The sequence below is a fragment of the Pantoea sp. FN0307 genome, from assembly GCF_050113815.1.
Taxonomy (GTDB): domain Bacteria; phylum Pseudomonadota; class Gammaproteobacteria; order Enterobacterales; family Enterobacteriaceae; genus Mixta; species Mixta alhagi.
Map to the genome: position 1 here is coordinate 1,066,895 of NZ_JBNJSO010000001.1, position 16,821 is coordinate 1,083,715.

The following is a 16,821-nucleotide window of genomic DNA, read 5'->3' on the forward strand; positions in this document are numbered from 1 at the left end:
CAACCGCGTTGATCGACCCGGCGATTCTAGCACGAGTCTGTGGATAGCGTTAATCCGACCTGTCAGTTGGCGAAAAGCACCGCAGCTGACAGGGATAGCAGTGCCTAAACGGGCGGATCGCGCCGCCATGCATCTGCCGTCAGCGCCTCGCCAAAGTGGCTGGCGATCATACGACGTGTTAAATCATGTAGCGGCGCGGCCAGCACGTCAGCGGTGCCGCCGCGCTCGACCACTTCACCCTGATGCATCACCAGCACCTGATCGCTGATATGTTTCATCATGCCGATATGCTGGGTAACGAAAATATAAGAAAGCCCATGTTTTTCCTGCAGCTCCAGCAGCAGGTTAACCAGCTGTGAGCGCATCGACATATCCAGCGAAGCCATCGCCTCATCAGCGATAATCACTTTGGGTTGCAGGATCAGCGCGCGCGCCAGGCCGACGCGCTGTTTTTGCCCCGGCGCCAGCATATGCGGGTAGTAGGCGGCGTGATCGGGCAGCAGACCTACCTGACGCAGCGTAAGGTTGATGCGCTTTTCCCGGGCGGAGAGATCAAGATCGCTGTTCAGACGCAGCGGAAAATCAAGAATATGACCGATGCGCTGGCGGGGATTAAGGGCGGTAGAGGGATCCTGAAATATCATGCGGATCAGTCGACTGCGAAAACCATAATCGCCGTAGCGCAGTGGATGATCGTTGATGACCATCTCTCCGGCGCTGGGCTCGACCATGCCGCTCAGCATTTTTGCCAGCGTCGATTTTCCCGAGCCGTTTTCACCAATAATCGCCAGCGTCTGCCGTTCGCGCAGGGTAAAGCTGACATCTTTCACTGCCTCAACGTGCTGACGACGAAACAGGCCGGTGCGATAGCGGTAGGTTTTGCTGAGGTTTCGCACTTCCAGCAGCGTTTCAACCATCAGGGTTTCTCCATATTCAGCGGAAAGTGGCAGGCGAACAGATGGTTTTTTGCTCCTGCCAGGCGCGGCGTTTCGATACATTTTTTCTGTGCGTAGGGGCAGCGCGGGCCAAGTCGGCAGCCAATGGGCAAATGCTCCAGCGATGGAATCGCCCCCGGCAGGGTATTCAGTCGGCTTTTATGCGGCAGCGCGCTGCCAAAGTCGGGCATCGCGCGGATCAGCGCCTGCGTATAGGGATGATGCGGCGTGGCGATCAGATCCTGGCTGGCGGCGGTTTCTACCGTTTGACCGCAGTAAAGAACATTAATCCGGTTCGCCCACTGGCTCATGGTGCGCAAATCGTGACTGATCAGCAAAATGGTGGTGTTGTTGTTCTGGTTAAGGCGGCTGAGCAAACGGAAAATTTGCGCCTGGGTGGTGGGCTCCATAGCGTTGGTCGGCTCGTCGGCGATCAGCAACCGCGGCTGGTTTGCCAGCGCAATGGCGATCATCACCTTCTGGCATTCCCCTTCGGTTATCTCATAGGGATAGCTGCGCATGATATCTTTATGATCTTTGATGCCGACGCGATGCAGCAGCTCAATCGCGCGCGCGTGACGCCAGCGAAAGCGCTGATACCAGCGGCCTTTCCAGGTCCAGCCGGGGATCGCCTGCATCAGCTGGCGGCCCACGCGGGCAGAGGGATCAAGGCAGGACTGAGGCTCCTGAAAAATCATCGAGACGTTATGACCGACAATGCGGCGACGCTCGCGCGGCGACAGGCGCAGCAGGTCGATATCATCAAAGCGCATGCGGTCGGCACTGATGCGCCAGTTATCTTTGGTCACGCCGCAAATGGCTTTCGCAATCAGGCTTTTTCCGGAGCCCGATTCCCCCACCAGTCCACGTATCTCCCCTTCGTTCAGGGTTAAATTAACGCGATCGACCGCTTTGACCGGCCCGTCGGCAGTCATAAACTCAATGGTCAGGTTACGGATATCAAGTAACGGCATTATTCCACTCCCGCCACAATGGCGCGGCGAATCCCGTCGCCCAACAGATTGATGATCAATACGCTCAGCATAATCGCGGCGCCAGGCAGCATGACTGTCCAGGGCGCAACGTAGATCAGCTCCAGCGCGTCACCCAGCATTGAGCCCCATTCCGGCGAAGGCAGTTGCGCGCCGAGATCGAGAAAGCCGAGCGCCGCAATATCCAGAATAGCCATAGAGAGCGCGCGGGTGAGCTCACTCACCAGCAACGGCAGAATATTGGGCAGAATGGCATGCCAGAGAATATTCTTGTTGCTGGCCCCGTCCAGACGCGCAGCCACGATATAATCTTTTTCCAGTTCATCATGTACGGCGGTATAAATTGCCCGCACCAGTCGCGGCAACAGCGCCAGCCAGACCGCCAGCATCACATGTCCCAGCCCCGGCCCGATAAAGGCAACCACAACAATCGCCAGCAGCAGGGAAGGGATCGACAGCAGGGTATCCAGAATGTGATTCATCACCGCCGAACGCAACCCGTGTGTTATTCCTGCCAGCACGCCCAGCACCACCGCACAGAGCGCCGCCGCCAGCGTTACCAGCAGCGCTGAGCCAACGGTCGGCGCCGCACCGCTCAGCAGACGGCTCAGCACATCGCGGCCTAAATCATCGGTGCCGAGGAAAAACGAGACATCGCCATAGCGTGACCAGGAGGGCGGCAGCAGCTGATAGCCAAGAAACTGTTGAGCAAGGCCATACGGCGCCAGCCAGCCGCCAAACAGGCAAAGCAGCAGCAGGGCGATAAAGCCGTAAAACCCCACCATCGCGCTGGTATCGTGGTAGAAAAGCCGCCACGTATAGCGAAACGGGCTGGGAGGGCGTTTCTCGGCGTAAATATTATCAACGGGCATACCATTCCTTATGCTTCAGCGGGGTCGTCATCGCGCCCAGGATATCAGATAACACATTCACCAGAATCACCAGGCTGCCAACCACCATTACGCCAGCAGAAATAGCGGCATAATCCTGCTGACGAATCGCATTAATCAGCCAGCGGCCCAGGCCAGGCCAGCTGAAAACCATTTCGGTGATCATGGCCAGCGTCAGCATGGTGGCAAACTGTAAGCCCAGACGTGGGATCACCGGCGGCAGCGCATTATGCAGCACATGACGCCGGATAACCGTAAAGCGTGACAGCCCACGGGTGGACGCCGCTTTAATATAGTTGGCGTCAATAACCTCGCTGGTGCTGTTGCGCAGCAGGCGGATGACTTCTGTAGTAGGGGCAATTGCCAGCGTGGTAACCGGCAGCACCATATGCAGGGCCACGTTGGTCAGCATTTCATGACGCCACGGCGAGTCGCTGATAAAAGCATCAACCAGGGCAAAGCCAGTGACCGTTTTCATTTGATACAGCAGATCGATACGGCCGCTCACCGGCAGCCAGCCGAGGTTCAATGAGAAAAACAGCGTCAGCAGCAGCGCCAGCCAAAATACCGGCATGGAAAAACCGAGCAGGGAAAACGCGCTTATCACCCGATCCTGCCATTTATTGCGCATCACGCCAGCAATAATGCCCAGCGGGATACCCAGCAGCAGCGCCACGCTAAAAGCGAGCAGACAGAGCTCCAGCGTAGCGGGAAAGACCTCACGCAGCTGTAGATTGATCGCCTGTCCGTTAATGCTGGATACGCCAAAATCGAGCTGCAACACGCCGGTAAACCAGAACCACCAGGCGTCCAGCAGAGAAGCGCCCTGTAGCGGCGCGTGCGGCGTAAAATAGCTCAGGCTGAAGGCCACCAGCGTCAGCATAAACAGCGTCACCACCAGCAGCACCAGGCGGCGCAGCGTATAGATAATCACGGTTTCGACTCCTCGCCATTATCGCGGTGGACGCCCGCAAAAGAAGCATTGCCAAACGGGCTTAGCACCAGTCCCTGTATATTGTGTCGGTAGGCTTGCAGGCGTAAAGAAGAGGCAAGCGGTAACACCGGTAGCTCGCGCGCCAGCACCTGCTGGGCCCGATCGTAATGCTCAATGCGCGACGCCAGCTGTTGCGAGAGCAGCGCCTGCTGCAGTTCGCCATCAAATTCAGTATTGCACCAGTGGGCATAGTTCGTCTGAGAATTAATTGCCGCGCAGCTGAGCAGCGGACGGAAAAAGCTGTCCGGGTCGTTACTGTCGGTCGCCCAGCCGGTCAGGGTTAAATCGTGATTCATTTGCATCAGACGCGCTTCCTGAAAACGCCCCTCGACCGCCACAATGGTTACGCTTACCCCAATCTGCGCCAGGTCGGCCTGAAGCAGCTCAGCGGTTTTCAGCGGGCTGGGATTCCAGGACTGCGAAGCGGAAGGCACCCACAGCGTCAATTCCAGGTTTTCCAGCCCCATTTTTTTCAATAACTCGCGCGCTTTATCAGGATTATATTCCGTGATGCGTGCTTCGCTATCATAGGCCCACGAGGCTCGGGGCAGCACGGAAGCCGCCGTTTCCGCCGTACCGTAATAGATCGATTCCATCAAACGTTCGTTATTGATCGCCAGCGCCAACGCATGACGTACTTCAACGCGATCCAGCGGCGGCTTACGGGTATTAAACGCCAGATAGGCGATATTCATGCCTGGCCGCAACGTCAGTCGCAGACGCGGATCGTCACGCAAAATGGTGAGCTGGCTGGCGGCAGGATAGGCCAGCACGTCGCATTCGCCGGTAAGCAGTTTCGACAGCCTGCCGGTGCCGCCCGCGCCCATATCAATCACCACCTGCGGCATACGCGGCAGGCCTTTCCAGTAATGCGGGTTACGCTCCAGGCGCACATACTGCCCGGCACGGTATTCATTCAGCATAAAGGGGCCGGTGCCGACCGGCTGGCGATCCATCTCTTCCTGGCGATCGCGCGCCGCCAACTGCTGAGCATATTCTGCCGATAATACCGGCGCGTAGTGGGTAGCCAGATGCCACAGAAAAGAGGCGTCCGGGCTTTTCAGGCGGATCTCTACCGTATCCTTGTCGATTTTTTTAACGCTTTTCACCGCATCAGCATATTGCAAACTATCGAAGTAGGGGTAGTCGCCGCCGTTAATGTTATGCCAGGGATGATGACGATCGAAAATGCGTGCAAAACTGAACACCACATCATCAGCATTCATGGTGCGGCCAGGGGTAAACCAGGCGGTTTTTTGAAAGGAGACATGGCGACGTAAATGAAAGCGGTAGGTGGCACCGTTATCCAGGGTTTCCCAGCGCTCTGCCAGTTCAGGGATCAGACGATAGGTGTAGGGATCGACATCCAGCAGGCGGTCATAAAGCTGCGCAGAAAGCGTATCCACCACCAGCCCGCTGCTGGCCAGCTGTGGATTAAAGGTATTCATGATGCCATTAACGCAGTAGACGAAACCGCTGTTACGAATATCTTCCGGCGTCGCGGCGTGGCTGGCCGCGCTCAGCAGCATTAGCCCTGACAACAGCCTGGATAGTAATTTCAACATAGGAAGTTAACATTCAATGGGTGACATGCTGAGTGTATCGCACTCTGCAAGTTGTCCCAAAGTTTGCGGGGACGGCCGCTGTTTTTTCCGCCATTCTGCACAAGACGCCGCAAAGTAAGCCCAGAATCTGTGTGGTAATGAGAAAAATTCTCAACAAATGGCTTTACAAATGATATTGAGAATGATTACTATTCATCTGTGCTTCAGCGGTGGCTCTACCGGGGAAGTGCACGACATTGCTCACATTGCTTCCAGTATTACTTGCCCGCCAGTGCGGGCTTTTTTTTGCCTCTCTTCCAGGAAATTTCTGATCTGAACCCTTTTTTCCGCTCTTCCTGACCACAGCGTGTAGGCTCAGCGGTGAAAACTACCAAGGAGCAACAAATGAAAATTAAATCAGTTTTACTGCTGGCAGGGCTGGGTATGATGGGCAACGCGCTGGCTGACGCGCCGCGTAACCCGATTAGCGTTCATGTGCTGAATACCCAGACCGGGAAACCTTCCTCCGGAGTAAAAGTAGATCTGGAGCAGCAGCAGAGCGGTAAATGGGTCACGCTGGCCAGTAAAACCACCGATACCGATGGCCGCATCGCCGCTTTTTATCCGGAAGGTAAAAATTTTAGCGCCGGAGAGTATCGCGTAACTTTTCACATCGGCGACTATTTCCAGCAGCAGCATCAGGCGACCTTTTTCCCGGAGGTGCCGGTGAATTTTCAGGTCACCAATACGCAGGAGCATTACCACATTCCACTGCTGCTGAGCCAGTACGGTTTTTCCACCTATCGCGGCAGCTGACACACCACTGTCTTAGCGCCACTCGCGGTGGCGCTGATGCGCGTAACCCTCGATCCGCTGATATTTCCCGTCAGAAAAATTCCTAAAAATCCTTACATCAAAACATGTTCTGCTTTACTAACAGCACAGTAAGGCTTTTCCTAATAGACTGTTTCTGTTGATAATCATCAAAATAGATAAATTCTTTTAATTTATGTTGGCACGTAAGGGCAGCGTCGCTATTGGCGAACTGACAAGACATCGTCGCGTCAGCGCTCTGAGACGAGGCTGCCCAGGGATAGTGGATTACGTGGGATAAATTATGATTATTTCGGTACAAATATTACGGGCGCTGGCGGCGCTGATGGTGGTCATGCAGCATATCGCTGACAAGGCGGAACAGTATCATAGCGGTGCGCTTAGTGATTACCATATTGGCTATTTTGGTGTTGATCTCTTTTTTATCATTTCCGGCTACATCATGTGTCACGCCACAAGCCAGAAGAGGCTGAGCGTCAGGCGCTTTATCGCCAATCGTATTAAAAGAATCATTCCTCTTTACTGGATCGTTACCGCCGCTGCGCTGATGGTATATCTCGTTGCACCTTCAATGGTTAACAGCTCTGGCGGCGAAACCAGCATTTTTTCTTCCTGGACGCTGATACCAACAGGGAAAAAATTGTTAGTACAGAACGGCTGGACGCTTAGCTATGAATTTCTGTTTTACCTGATTTTTGCAGGCTTTTTGGTGGTTGGCTCGTTGAAAAAACAGATTATTTTCTCTTCCATCGTGCTGATGGCAATGGTGCTGGTGGGACTCTATTTCCAGCCGCAGCAGCCAACGCTGAAGTTCCTTACAGATAAACTTTTCGCAGAATTTATTTTAGGCATGCTGGCATATATATTTTTACAGCGTGTGCCACTGTCATCAGCAACTTCTTTTTTGTTGCTGGCCGCGGGCATGGCGTTGTTGCTTCTGCAAAATCACTACGGGATCTATGCCTCTGCGGCTGGCAGGGTATTAAGCGGTGGCGTGCCGATGCTGCTACTTTTTACCGGCATCGTGGGACTTGAACCCGTAATAAGCAAAATCGCCTTTCCTGGCAAGAAAAGCGCGATATTGTTGGGGAATGCATCCTATTCACTCTATCTGATCCATCCTTTTACGCTTTCTCCGTCTGCGCTGATCCTGCACAAACTTCAGCTGGTGCAAAATCAGACGCTGTTTGTGTCGCTGCTGCTTTTCGTCGCCGTTCTGGCTGGCATTGCGGCGTGGCTTTTTATCGAGCAGCCTGTAAACGCCTTTTTTAAACAGAAAAACATGACCGCAGCGGCGAGTCCACTTACTGGCTAAGGCAGGTGGCGATCATGCCGGGCGCGGCGACATTTCATGTTTTTTCACCATAGCGCGCCACTGATGATAGGTAACGCCTAACAGCTCTGCCGCCCGGCGCTGGTTAAATTTGGCCTGCTGCAAACTTTTCTCCATCAGCGCAAGCTCCTGCTGTAGCTGCCACTGTCTGAGATTGAGCGGAAGCGCAGGGAGATCCTCTGCGCTCTGTGGGGCAGAAAGCGGCTGCGAAGCGCGCTCCGCCGTGGGCTGATAAGCAACAGGGGCAGGTTCATCAGCCTGTGCCTGAACAGGCTGGCGCGGCGCAAAGGGGTTAATGATAATCTCATCCAGCTCTTCATCTACGGAGGCGTGACGATAGACAGAGCGTTCAACCACGTTTTTTAACTCACGAATGTTGCCTGGCCAGTGGTAATCAAGCAGCGTTTGCTGCGCGCGATGGGAAAATCCAGGAAACAGCGGCAGCCCCAGTTCACGACACATCTGAATGGCAAAGTGACTGGCCAGCAGCAGGATATCGCTGCGTCGCTGGCGCAGCGCCGGCAGCTGTACCACATCAAACGCCAGCCGATCCAGCAGGTCGGCGCGAAACTGGCCCTGTTGCGCCAGCTCCGGCAGGTTAGCGTGCGTTGCGCACACCAGCCGCACATTCACCTGCAGCGACTGATTGCCGCCGACGCGCTCCAGCTGGCCATACTCAATCACCCGCAGCAACTTTTCCTGCACCAGCATTGGCGCCGTTGCCAGCTCATCCAGAAACAGGGTGCCGCCATCGGCGCGCTCAAAACGCCCTAAATGGCGCTGCCGCGCGCCGGTAAAGGCGCCCGCTTCATGGCCGAACAGTTCAGAATCGAGCAGGTTCTCATTCAGCGCGGCGCAGTTAAGCGAAATAAACGGGCCCTGCCAGCGCTCGGAAAGATAATGCAGGCGGCTGGCAATCAGCTCTTTACCGGTGCCGCGTTCGCCAATCACCAGCACCGGTTTATTAAGCGGAGCCAGGCGCGAAACCTGTTCCAGCATCTCCAGAAAGTTATTGGCTTCGCCCAGCAGGTTTTCGTTCGTTTCGCTCATGGTTAATTTCACCGAAAGTTGGTTTTATTCACCACTATAAAAACTATCTCTGCCTGGGTCAAAATTAAAAATTATTACATATCAAAGCATTAAAAGTTGGCACGGAACTTGATAAAGAGAACAGGTAAGCGTCATTAAGCGCTAAAAACTGGAGGAGTAAATTATGGGTATTTTTTCTCGTTTCGCCGACATCGTAAACGCCAACATCAACACGCTGCTGGATAAAGCGGAAGATCCACAAAAAATGGTGCGCCTGATGATTCAGGAGATGGAAGACACGCTGGTTGAGGTTCGTTCCACTTCTGCACGCGGCCTGGCTGAACGTAAACAGCTGCTGCGTCGTATTGAACAGGCGCAAATTCAGCAGAACGAATGGCAGGAAAAAGCAGAGCTGGCGCTGCGCAGAGACAAAGACGATTTAGCACGTTCCGCGCTGATTGAAAAGCAGAAGCTTACCGATTTAGTGGCCTCGCTGCAGCAGGAAGTGACTCAGATTGATGAAACGCTGGCGCGAATGAAAGGCGAAGTTGCTGAGCTGGAGAAAAAGCTGAGTGAAACCCGCGCACGCCAGCAGGCGCTGACGCTGCGTCATCAGGCGGCTTCTTCCTCACGCGATGTTCGTCGTCAGCTGGACAGCGGCAAACTGGATGATGCCATGGCGCGCTTTGAATCCTTTGAGCGTCGTATCGATCATATGGAAGCGGAAGCGGAAAGCCATCGCTTTGGCAAAAGCAAAACCCTGGATCAGGAATTTGCCGAGCTGAAAGCGGACGACGCCATCGGAGAACAGCTGGCGGCGCTGAAGGCAAAAATGAACCGCAGCGAATAAGGGTGGGCGGTCCGCCCTGTAAAGTGCAGGGCGTTGTTGACTGTTTTAGCCGTTTTGCCCTCCGGGGCGACACCATCAAGGAGAGAGAATGAGCTCACTATTTCTTGCCATACCACTGACTATTTTTGTGCTGTTTGTTGCACCGGTCTGGCTGTGGCTGCATTACAGCAATCGTCAGAACGGTGCCAGCCTCTCATCAGGCGATATGCAGCGTCTGCAACAGCTGACGCAGGATGCGCGTCGCATGCGTGAACGCATTCAAACGCTGGAGGAGATCCTCGACGCAGAACATCCGGAGTGGAGACAGCCATGAATAAAAGCCGATTCAGTGGAAAAAAATTGTGGCGTATCCCGCAGCAGGGCAAGGTCAAAGGCGTTTGCGCCGGGATCGCCCACTATCTGGATATCCCGGTTACCCTCGTCAGGGTAATTGTGGTGCTGTCGATGGTGTTTGGGCTGTTTATGTTTACGCTGATCGCTTATGTGGTTCTCAGCTACGTGCTGGAGCCGATGCCGGCGCATGCTGAACAGCAGACGGCGCCGCTGCGGGCCGATGAGCTGCTGGACGCGTTGAGCGATGAAATGGCGCAAAATGAACATAAGCTGCGCCAGCTTGAACGTTACGTCACATCAGAGACGTTTAGCGTACGCAGCCGTTTTCGTCAGCTTTAATTCCGGGCTGCGTCGGCCACTGTCCGACCAGCCTGTTATCAATATAAGGAGAGGTATGTCGAATTTTCGTCAGCGCGCAATACGCGCCACGCCTGTGCTGAAACGTGCGGGCAAACAGCTTCTGATTCATGGCCTGATGCTGGCTCCGGTCGGCATCAGCGGCTGGGCGGTAAAAGCCGTAGCGCGCAGACCGCTACGTTTGCTGATCGCCTTTGCGCTTGAGCCGCTGCTGAAAAAAGTCGCTAACCGTCTTGCCTCTCGCCTGCGCTGATCCGGCGCGCGCTGGATGACCAGCGCATCTCACATTATCCGTTCTTTTTAGTAATGCATTACACTGATGGTCAACCCGCCGGGATGCCTGACGCTGTCCCGGCTTATTTTTGATGCAGCAGGGATGAGCCCGATGAAACGAATTCAAAATGAACTGGCGGCATGGGTAAATCGCGGCGTGGATCGGCATTTACGACTGGCGGTAACTGGTTTGAGCCGCAGCGGGAAAACGGCCTTTATTACGTCGCTGGTTAATCAGTTGCTGAATACGCATGGCGGCGCACGGCTGCCGTTATTTTCCGTGGTGCGCGAAGATCGCCTGCTGGGTGTGAAACGCGTGCCGCAGCGCGATATGGGCATTCAGCGTTTTACCTACGATGAAGGGCTGGCCCAGCTCTACGGCAGCCCACCTGCCTGGCCTACGCCGACGCGCGGCGTCAGTGAGATGCAGCTGGCGCTGCGCTTCCGATCGCAGGATTCTCTGCTGCGACACTTCAAACAAACCGCCACCCTCTATCTGGAAATCGTTGACTATCCCGGCGAATGGCTGCTCGATCTGCCCATGCTGGCGCAGGACTATTTAAGCTGGTCACGTCAGATGAACGGTTTATTGCAGGGCGATCGGGCGAAGTGGGCTGCAGAGTGGAAACGGCTGTGCGCTAATCTCGATCCGCTGGCCCCGGCGGATGAAAATCAACTGGCGGCTATTGCTGCTGCCTGGACCGCTTATCTGCTGCGCTGCAAGCAAGAGGGACTGCATTTTATTCAGCCGGGCCGTTTTGTCCTGCCGGGAGAGATGGCTGGCGCGCCTGCGCTGCAGTTTTTCCCGTGGCCGCAGCTGAACGATATCGATGAGGCGCGGCTTGCGCAGGCGGGTAAAGGCAGCAACCTTGCCATGCTGCGTGCCCGTTATGATTATTACTGTCAGCATGTGGTAAAGGGCTTCTATAAGAATCACTTTCTGCGCTTTGATCGCCAGATCGTGCTGGTGGATTGCCTGCAGCCGCTAAACAGCGGGCCACAGGCGTTTAATGATATGCGGCTGGCGCTGACGCAGCTGATGCAAAGTTTTCACTATGGGCAACGCACGCTGTTTCGCCGCCTGTTTTCGCCGGTTATCGATAAGCTGCTGTTTGCGGCCACCAAAGCGGACCATATAACCGCCGACCAGCATGCGGGGCTGGTCTCACTGCTACAGCAACTGGTTCAGGACGCCTGGCAAAATGCGGCTTTCGAAGGCATTAATATGGACTGTATAGGTCTGGCTTCGGTGCAGGCGACGCAAAGTGGCATAGTGGATCATCAGGGCGAAAAAATTCCCGCGTTGCGCGGAGATCGTCTCAGCGACGGCGCACCGCTGACGGTATTTCCTGGCGAGGTGCCGTCACGTCTGCCAGAACACAGCTTCTGGCAGGAGCAGGGTTTTCATTTTGAACAGTTCCGGCCGCAGCCGCTCAATGTTGATCAACCGCTGCCGCATATCCGCATGGATGCTGCGCTGGAATTTTTACTGGGAGATAAGCTGCGATGAGTCAACCACCGTTGAAATCGCGCATCGATTTTGCGCAACCGCTGGAAAGCGAAAAAGAAAGCGTTCTGAAACCTGCACAGCATTTTGACGCTGCGGAGAATTTACACTTTACCCTCCAGCAAGAGGCGGATCCGTTGCTGGAGGAGCAGAGCGGCGAGCAGGTGGTCGAGGCCGCGTTACGGCCAAAGCGTAGCATCTGGCGGCGCATCGCTATGGCTGGCGTCGGGCTGTTTGTCGCCAGCACGGTGGCCCAGAGCGTGCAGTGGATGCTGGATGCCTGGCAGAGTCAGGCCTGGTTTGCGCTGGGCGCGGGCGCGGCCGGTTTACTGATTATCCTGGCGGGCGTGGGCGCGCTGGTGACGGAATGGCGGCATCTTTATCAGCTACGCCAGCGCGCTGAAGAGCGCGAAGTGGGGCGCGAGCTGTTACACAGTCATGGAATGGGGCGCGGGCGCGCGTTCTGCGAAAAGCTGGCGCTGCAGGCCGGGCTGGATCAGGGGCATCCTGCGTTGCAGCGCTGGCAGGCGTCGCTGCATGAAACGCATAACGATCGCGAAGTGGTGGCGCTCTATGCTCAGCTGGTGCAGCCGGTTCTCGATCGCCAGGCGCGTGCTGAAATTGGTCGTAATGCCGCAGAAGCAACGCTAATGATTGCCGTGAGCCCGCTGGCGCTGGTGGATATGGCGTTTATCGCCTGGCGTAACCTACGTATGATCAACCGCATTGCAGCGGTTTACGGTATCCATCTTGGCTATTTCAGTCGTATTCGTTTGTTTCGTCTGGTGCTGCTGAATATCGCTTTTGCCGGTGCTTCTGAGCTGGTGCGCGAAGTAGGTATGGACTGGCTGTCGCAGGATCTGGCCGCCAGGCTATCTGCCCGCGCCGCGCAGGGGATTGGTGCCGGGCTGCTGACCGCCCGTCTGGGGATTAAGGCAATGGAGCTGTGCCGTCCACTGCCGTGGATCGACGACCGTCCTAAACTTGGCGATTTTCGCCGTGAGCTGCTTAATCAGTTTAAAAAGCCCTGATCCCGGGCGGAACGACAAAACGCAGAGCGCTTTGCCGCTGAGCCTTCAGCGGCATAAATAGAGATAAAAAGTACATTTTATATGGCACTGTTCTGCAGGATGTAGCAGATTTGTTATAAACCTCTAAAAAATGGTGTAAGCGCATGATTATCGCTAACACTTCCGCTACACTCCTTTTCGCCATCGCCGCACTCTGTCAACTTATCCTGACAGAGTGCTTCTGGCTCATCGCAAGTTGGCGTATTATTTCATAATTCGCTGTTACCAAACCCAATAAGGCCACCGAATGCGTTTGGAAGTCTTTTGTCAGGACCGAATTGGTCTCGCCCGTGAACTGCTCGATCTGCTGGTTGAACGCAGCATTGATTTACGGGGTATCGAAATTGCGCCGATTGGCCGCATTTATCTTAGTTTTTCCGCTATCGCCTTTGAGCAGTTCAGCCAGCTGATGGCGGAAATTCGCCGCATCCCGGGGGTGACGGACGTACGCACCATCTCCTATATGCCGTCTGAGCGTGAGCATCGGGCGCTGAGCGCGCTGCTGACCGCCATGCCGGAACCGGTATTTTCCATTGATATGAAAGGCAAAGTTGAGCTGGCAAACCCGGCAGCGCAAAGCCTGTTTGATATAGATGAACATAAAATACGCAATCACACGATTACCTCTCTGGTCACCGGTTTTAACTTTACCCGTTGGCTGGAAAGCGAACGGGTAGAGGCTCAGACGCAGCGCGTGGTGATCCAGGGGCGTGATTTTCTGCTGGAGGCTCGCCCGGTCTATACTGCCGAAGAAGAGGGCGCTACGCTGCCGGTTGGGGCGATGGTGATGCTGAAATCCACCGCGCGTATGGGACGCCAGTTGCAAACGCTTGCGGTCAACGATGACACTGAATTCCAGCATATTGTGGCGGTCAGCCCGAAAATGCGTCAGGTTATCGAGCAGGCGCGTAAGCTGGCGATGCTGGATGCGCCGCTGCTGATTGTCGGCGATACCGGAACCGGAAAAGATATGCTGGCACGCGCCTGCCATTTGCGCAGCGCGCGCGGTAAAAAGCCGTTTCTGGCGTTGAACTGCGCTTCGCTGCCGGATGACGTGGCGGAGAGTGAGCTGTTTGGCCATGCGCCAGGCGCTTACCCCAACGCGCTGGAGGGGAAAAAAGGCTTCTTTGAGCAGGCCAATGGCGGTTCGGTGCTGCTGGATGAAATTGGGGAAATGTCGCCGCGCATGCAGACAAAACTGCTGCGTTTCCTGAACGATGGCACTTTCCGTCGCGTCGGGGAAGAGCATGAGGTGCATGTAGACGTACGGGTGATCTGCGCCACACAGCGTAACCTCACCGAGCTGGTGCAGCGCGGCGAGTTTCGTGAAGATCTGTTCTATCGCCTGAACGTGCTGACGCTAAATCTGCCGCCGCTGCGCGACCGACCGCAGGATATTTTGCCGTTAACCGAACTGTTCGTGGCGCGCTTTGCCGATGAGCAGGGTGTCGCGCGTCCCCGTCTGTCACCGCAGCTAAACGCCTTTCTGGCGCGTTATAACTGGCCGGGCAACGTGCGTCAGCTGAAAAATGCGCTTTACCGCGCGCTGGCGCAGCTGGAAGGTTATGAACTGCGTCCGCAGGACATCATGCTGCCGGAGTTCACTGAACAGCTGGCGCTGGATGAACAAGCAATGGAAGGCTCGCTGGATGAGATCACCAGCCGCTTCGAACGCTCAGTGCTGACGCGCCTTTATCTCTCCTATCCCAGCACGCGCAAGTTGGCGAAACGGTTGGGCGTTTCCCATACCGCTATCGCTAATAAGCTGCGCGAATATGGGCTGAGTCAGAAAAAGGGCGAGCCTGAAAGCTAAGCGCGGTCTCCTCTGGTGGTTCACGGGCGCTTCAGGCGCCAGTTGATAATGCTTCCAGAGGATGGAAGTGTGCTAAGCAGGAAGACAGTGGGGTTATTCGACCTTATCAACCTCGCCGTTATTTCTTAATCTATATTTCCCGTTGTCAACGCCAAAATATGCCTGGTTCCCTGGGCTACTACCGATGATAAAAACAGCATCTTTTTCGATACATCTTTTTTTAACTTTCATATCATTAAAGCAGTATTGATCATCGTCCTGCTTATCCTCTTTATATCCCTCGCCAAACAGCCATAGGGTTACAGAAAAAAAAACCATTTTCATCAGGATAAGGGACGTTGTATTTTTCTTTTATCATGGCTCGGTTTTTAAGCCACCAGTTTATTTTACCTTTATCGCTTAGAGGGAAATTCCTTACCAGGATAGCACTGTCATTAGTGCTTCTTTGATGAACAGCAACAATTTCTACTGGCCGCAAAAAGAGCCAGAGCAGGTAAATCAGCAGCGCGGTACCAGCCAGCAAAAGAATTGCGCGCTTTTTATTATTTATTGTCATTACGCTCTCCGGTAATTCAAACATCGGAAATGCATATTTTATCAAGGGTTCGTGACCTTAAATGACTCGGATCTATCAACTTTCCCGTTATTTATTAATATATATTTCCCCTTGCCTAAACTGAAAAAAACCTGTTTATCCCGGTTGCTGTAAACGGTCATTACGGCATTCTTATTAATGCAGCGCAGCTCGCTCTTGATTTCATCAAAGCAGAGCCGCTCATCAATTATATCCTTTTGATAACCATCACCAAAAAGAAAAATGGTGGCCCAAAAAGTACCATCCTCATCAAGATAGGGGGCGTTATACTTCTCTTTTAACATAGCACGATTTTCCAGCCACCAGCTGATTTTCCCCTTATCGGTAAAAGGGAAGTTTTTAACCAGAACAGCTGTTGAACTTCTGCCTCTCTTGTGAACAGCAACAATTTCTACTGGCCGCAAAAAGAACCAGAGCAGGTAAATCAGCAGCGCGGCAGCGGCCAGCAGCAGAACAGCGTGTTTTTTACTTATCTGCATTGGACCCTCCGGTAATTTTAATATCGGCACTCATACTGGTCATAAAAGGCTTAAAGCCAAAGCGATGATAGCGCTGTAGCACAAACCAGATGCGGAACAGTCGGAAATTACTAAACAGGATATTATGTATATCCTCAGAGTCCAGTCCGAAGTGATCCTACACCTTATAATGCACCCTCGCGCAGTAATGATTTTTCTCAATATGTAGGGATTTTAACGTAATATGAGTTGCCCAGGTATCGTGAACGCTGATGCCCAACCCGTTAAAGCTGTCCTGTAATCTGTTAAACTTAGGCAGGCGCCCTTCCTGAATGCTCTCTTCATGTTTGTATTTAAGTTCCAATGAAAAACAGCCGTTTTCTCAGTCAATATTTTTAGACAGGGCATTGCTTATTTTTAGAATCGTACTGTTCTCAATATTATTATCATTCATAATATGCTGTTTTAACGCGCTGTTAAGATACAGGCTTTCGAATGGAAAACCGCTGTTATCCTCCATATGCGTAATCATCTCATCAATTACCTGTCTGTAGGGGCCAAAAAGCGCAAAGGCCTGTGCCAGATGTCGAAACTCAGCAAACAGAATGCGGGCGCACGCCTGCGGCGTGATTTTTTTTCCTGGACGGTGAGAACCATGAAACATGGACTGCGGCTGACTGAAAGGGCTAAGCGTTGTCAGCGTATAAGGATCCGCCTGGGTAGAAACATCCACCAGCTGGAATTCTCTTTTTAATTGTGTTTCTGTTAAATCACCGCAGCGCATATTGCTGGCACCATAGTCATCCATTCTTTTTTGGGTTTTAAACAGACTGCAGGGAAAGGTTAGTGCATCCATTGCGATTCCATCCTGTTTTATCATCCATGTTGCGTGTTGCGCTGGAATAATAATCGGCTGCCGGCGGGTTGTAAATTGCCGTTTTCGCTAGCGGGCGTATAATTTATTATTAAATAAAATCAATGGTAACGCGATGCGTTAATTAAATGACGCGAAGA

The 16,821-nt window shown here is 53.8% G+C and carries 16 protein-coding genes and 2 pseudogenes; 9 read left to right on the plus strand and 9 right to left on the minus strand.

Annotation, left to right across the window (positions count from 1 at the left end; translation table 11 throughout):
• Positions 1-104: 104 nt before the first annotated feature.
• The 5 genes from sapF to sapA are packed head-to-tail and all read right to left on the minus strand — an operon-like array spanning position 105 to position 5,376.
• Positions 105-917: a putrescine export ABC transporter ATP-binding protein SapF gene (gene sapF, locus ACQE3Z_RS05040; protein WP_426972467.1), complete on the minus strand. Its 813-nt coding sequence runs from the start codon at positions 915-917 to the stop codon at positions 105-107.
• On the minus strand, positions 917-1,909 hold the full coding sequence (sapD, locus tag ACQE3Z_RS05045) for a putrescine export ABC transporter ATP-binding protein SapD (RefSeq protein ID WP_426972468.1): 993 nt from the start codon (positions 1,907-1,909) through the stop codon (positions 917-919). The genes sapF and sapD overlap by 1 nt, the downstream gene beginning before the upstream one ends.
• Positions 1,909-2,799 (minus strand): putrescine export ABC transporter permease SapC, encoded by an 891-nt coding sequence (gene sapC, locus ACQE3Z_RS05050; RefSeq protein WP_426972469.1) that lies wholly within the window; start codon positions 2,797-2,799, stop codon positions 1,909-1,911. The genes sapD and sapC overlap by 1 nt, the downstream gene beginning before the upstream one ends.
• Entirely contained in the window at positions 2,789-3,751 is a 963-nt protein-coding gene (gene sapB / locus ACQE3Z_RS05055; RefSeq protein WP_426972471.1) for a putrescine export ABC transporter permease SapB, read from the minus strand. Before sapB ends, sapC begins: the two co-directional genes overlap by 11 nt.
• Positions 3,748-5,376 (minus strand): ABC transporter substrate-binding protein SapA, encoded by a 1,629-nt coding sequence (gene sapA / locus ACQE3Z_RS05060; protein ID WP_426972472.1) that lies wholly within the window; start codon positions 5,374-5,376, stop codon positions 3,748-3,750. Before sapA ends, sapB begins: the two co-directional genes overlap by 4 nt.
• A 384-nt stretch (positions 5,377-5,760) precedes the next feature.
• Between sapA and uraH the strand changes: the two genes are divergently transcribed.
• Complete coding sequence (gene uraH, locus ACQE3Z_RS05065) at positions 5,761-6,171, plus strand: hydroxyisourate hydrolase (protein ID WP_426972473.1); 411 nt, start codon at positions 5,761-5,763, stop codon at positions 6,169-6,171.
• A gap of 301 nt (positions 6,172-6,472) precedes the next feature.
• Entirely contained in the window at positions 6,473-7,504 is a 1,032-nt protein-coding gene (locus tag ACQE3Z_RS05070; protein WP_426972475.1) for an acyltransferase family protein, read from the plus strand.
• 12 nt (positions 7,505-7,516) lie between these two features.
• Here the strand turns inward: ACQE3Z_RS05070 and pspF are convergent, their stop codons facing one another.
• A complete protein-coding gene (pspF, locus tag ACQE3Z_RS05075) occupies positions 7,517-8,572 on the minus strand; it encodes a phage shock protein operon transcriptional activator (protein WP_426972477.1) in 1,056 nt (351 codons plus the stop codon).
• A gap of 163 nt (positions 8,573-8,735) precedes the next feature.
• On the opposite strand from pspF, the gene pspA reads away from it, so the two are divergent.
• The 7 genes from pspA to tyrR all read left to right on the plus strand — a co-directional run bounded on the left by pspA (position 8,736) and on the right by tyrR (position 14,754).
• Positions 8,736-9,401, plus strand: a complete 666-nt coding sequence (pspA, locus tag ACQE3Z_RS05080) for a phage shock protein PspA (RefSeq protein ID WP_085071637.1) — start codon at positions 8,736-8,738, stop codon at positions 9,399-9,401.
• An 88-nt stretch (positions 9,402-9,489) separates the two neighbouring features.
• On the plus strand, positions 9,490-9,714 hold the full coding sequence (gene pspB, locus ACQE3Z_RS05085; RefSeq protein WP_250650028.1) for an envelope stress response membrane protein PspB: 225 nt from the start codon (positions 9,490-9,492) through the stop codon (positions 9,712-9,714).
• Positions 9,711-10,073, plus strand: a complete 363-nt coding sequence (gene pspC, locus ACQE3Z_RS05090) for an envelope stress response membrane protein PspC (RefSeq protein ID WP_250650027.1) — start codon at positions 9,711-9,713, stop codon at positions 10,071-10,073. The genes pspB and pspC overlap by 4 nt, the downstream gene beginning before the upstream one ends.
• A 55-nt stretch (positions 10,074-10,128) precedes the next feature.
• Complete coding sequence (gene pspD, locus ACQE3Z_RS05095; protein WP_250650026.1) at positions 10,129-10,344, plus strand: phage shock protein PspD; 216 nt, start codon at positions 10,129-10,131, stop codon at positions 10,342-10,344.
• Between the two features lie 132 nt (positions 10,345-10,476).
• Complete coding sequence (locus tag ACQE3Z_RS05100) at positions 10,477-11,874, plus strand: YcjX family protein (protein WP_426972479.1); 1,398 nt, start codon at positions 10,477-10,479, stop codon at positions 11,872-11,874.
• Entirely contained in the window at positions 11,871-12,902 is a 1,032-nt protein-coding gene (locus ACQE3Z_RS05105; RefSeq protein ID WP_426972480.1) for a TIGR01620 family protein, read from the plus strand. The genes ACQE3Z_RS05100 and ACQE3Z_RS05105 overlap by 4 nt, the downstream gene beginning before the upstream one ends.
• A gap of 286 nt (positions 12,903-13,188) precedes the next feature.
• On the plus strand, positions 13,189-14,754 hold the full coding sequence (gene tyrR, locus ACQE3Z_RS05110) for a transcriptional regulator TyrR (protein ID WP_426972481.1): 1,566 nt from the start codon (positions 13,189-13,191) through the stop codon (positions 14,752-14,754).
• A gap of 93 nt (positions 14,755-14,847) precedes the next feature.
• Here the strand turns inward: tyrR and ACQE3Z_RS05115 are convergent.
• The 3 genes and pseudogenes from ACQE3Z_RS05115 to ACQE3Z_RS05125 all read right to left on the minus strand — a co-directional run bounded on the left by ACQE3Z_RS05115 (position 14,848) and on the right by ACQE3Z_RS05125 (position 16,687).
• Positions 14,848-15,310, minus strand: a pseudogene (locus ACQE3Z_RS05115) (DUF943 family protein).
• Positions 15,311-15,351: 41 nt separating this feature from the next.
• A complete protein-coding gene (locus ACQE3Z_RS05120) occupies positions 15,352-15,828 on the minus strand; it encodes a DUF943 family protein (protein ID WP_426972482.1) in 477 nt (158 codons plus the stop codon).
• Positions 15,815-16,687, minus strand: a pseudogene (locus ACQE3Z_RS05125) (DUF3289 family protein). The gene ACQE3Z_RS05120 and the pseudogene ACQE3Z_RS05125 overlap by 14 nt, the downstream one beginning before the upstream one ends.
• Positions 16,688-16,821: the final 134 nt, after the last annotated feature.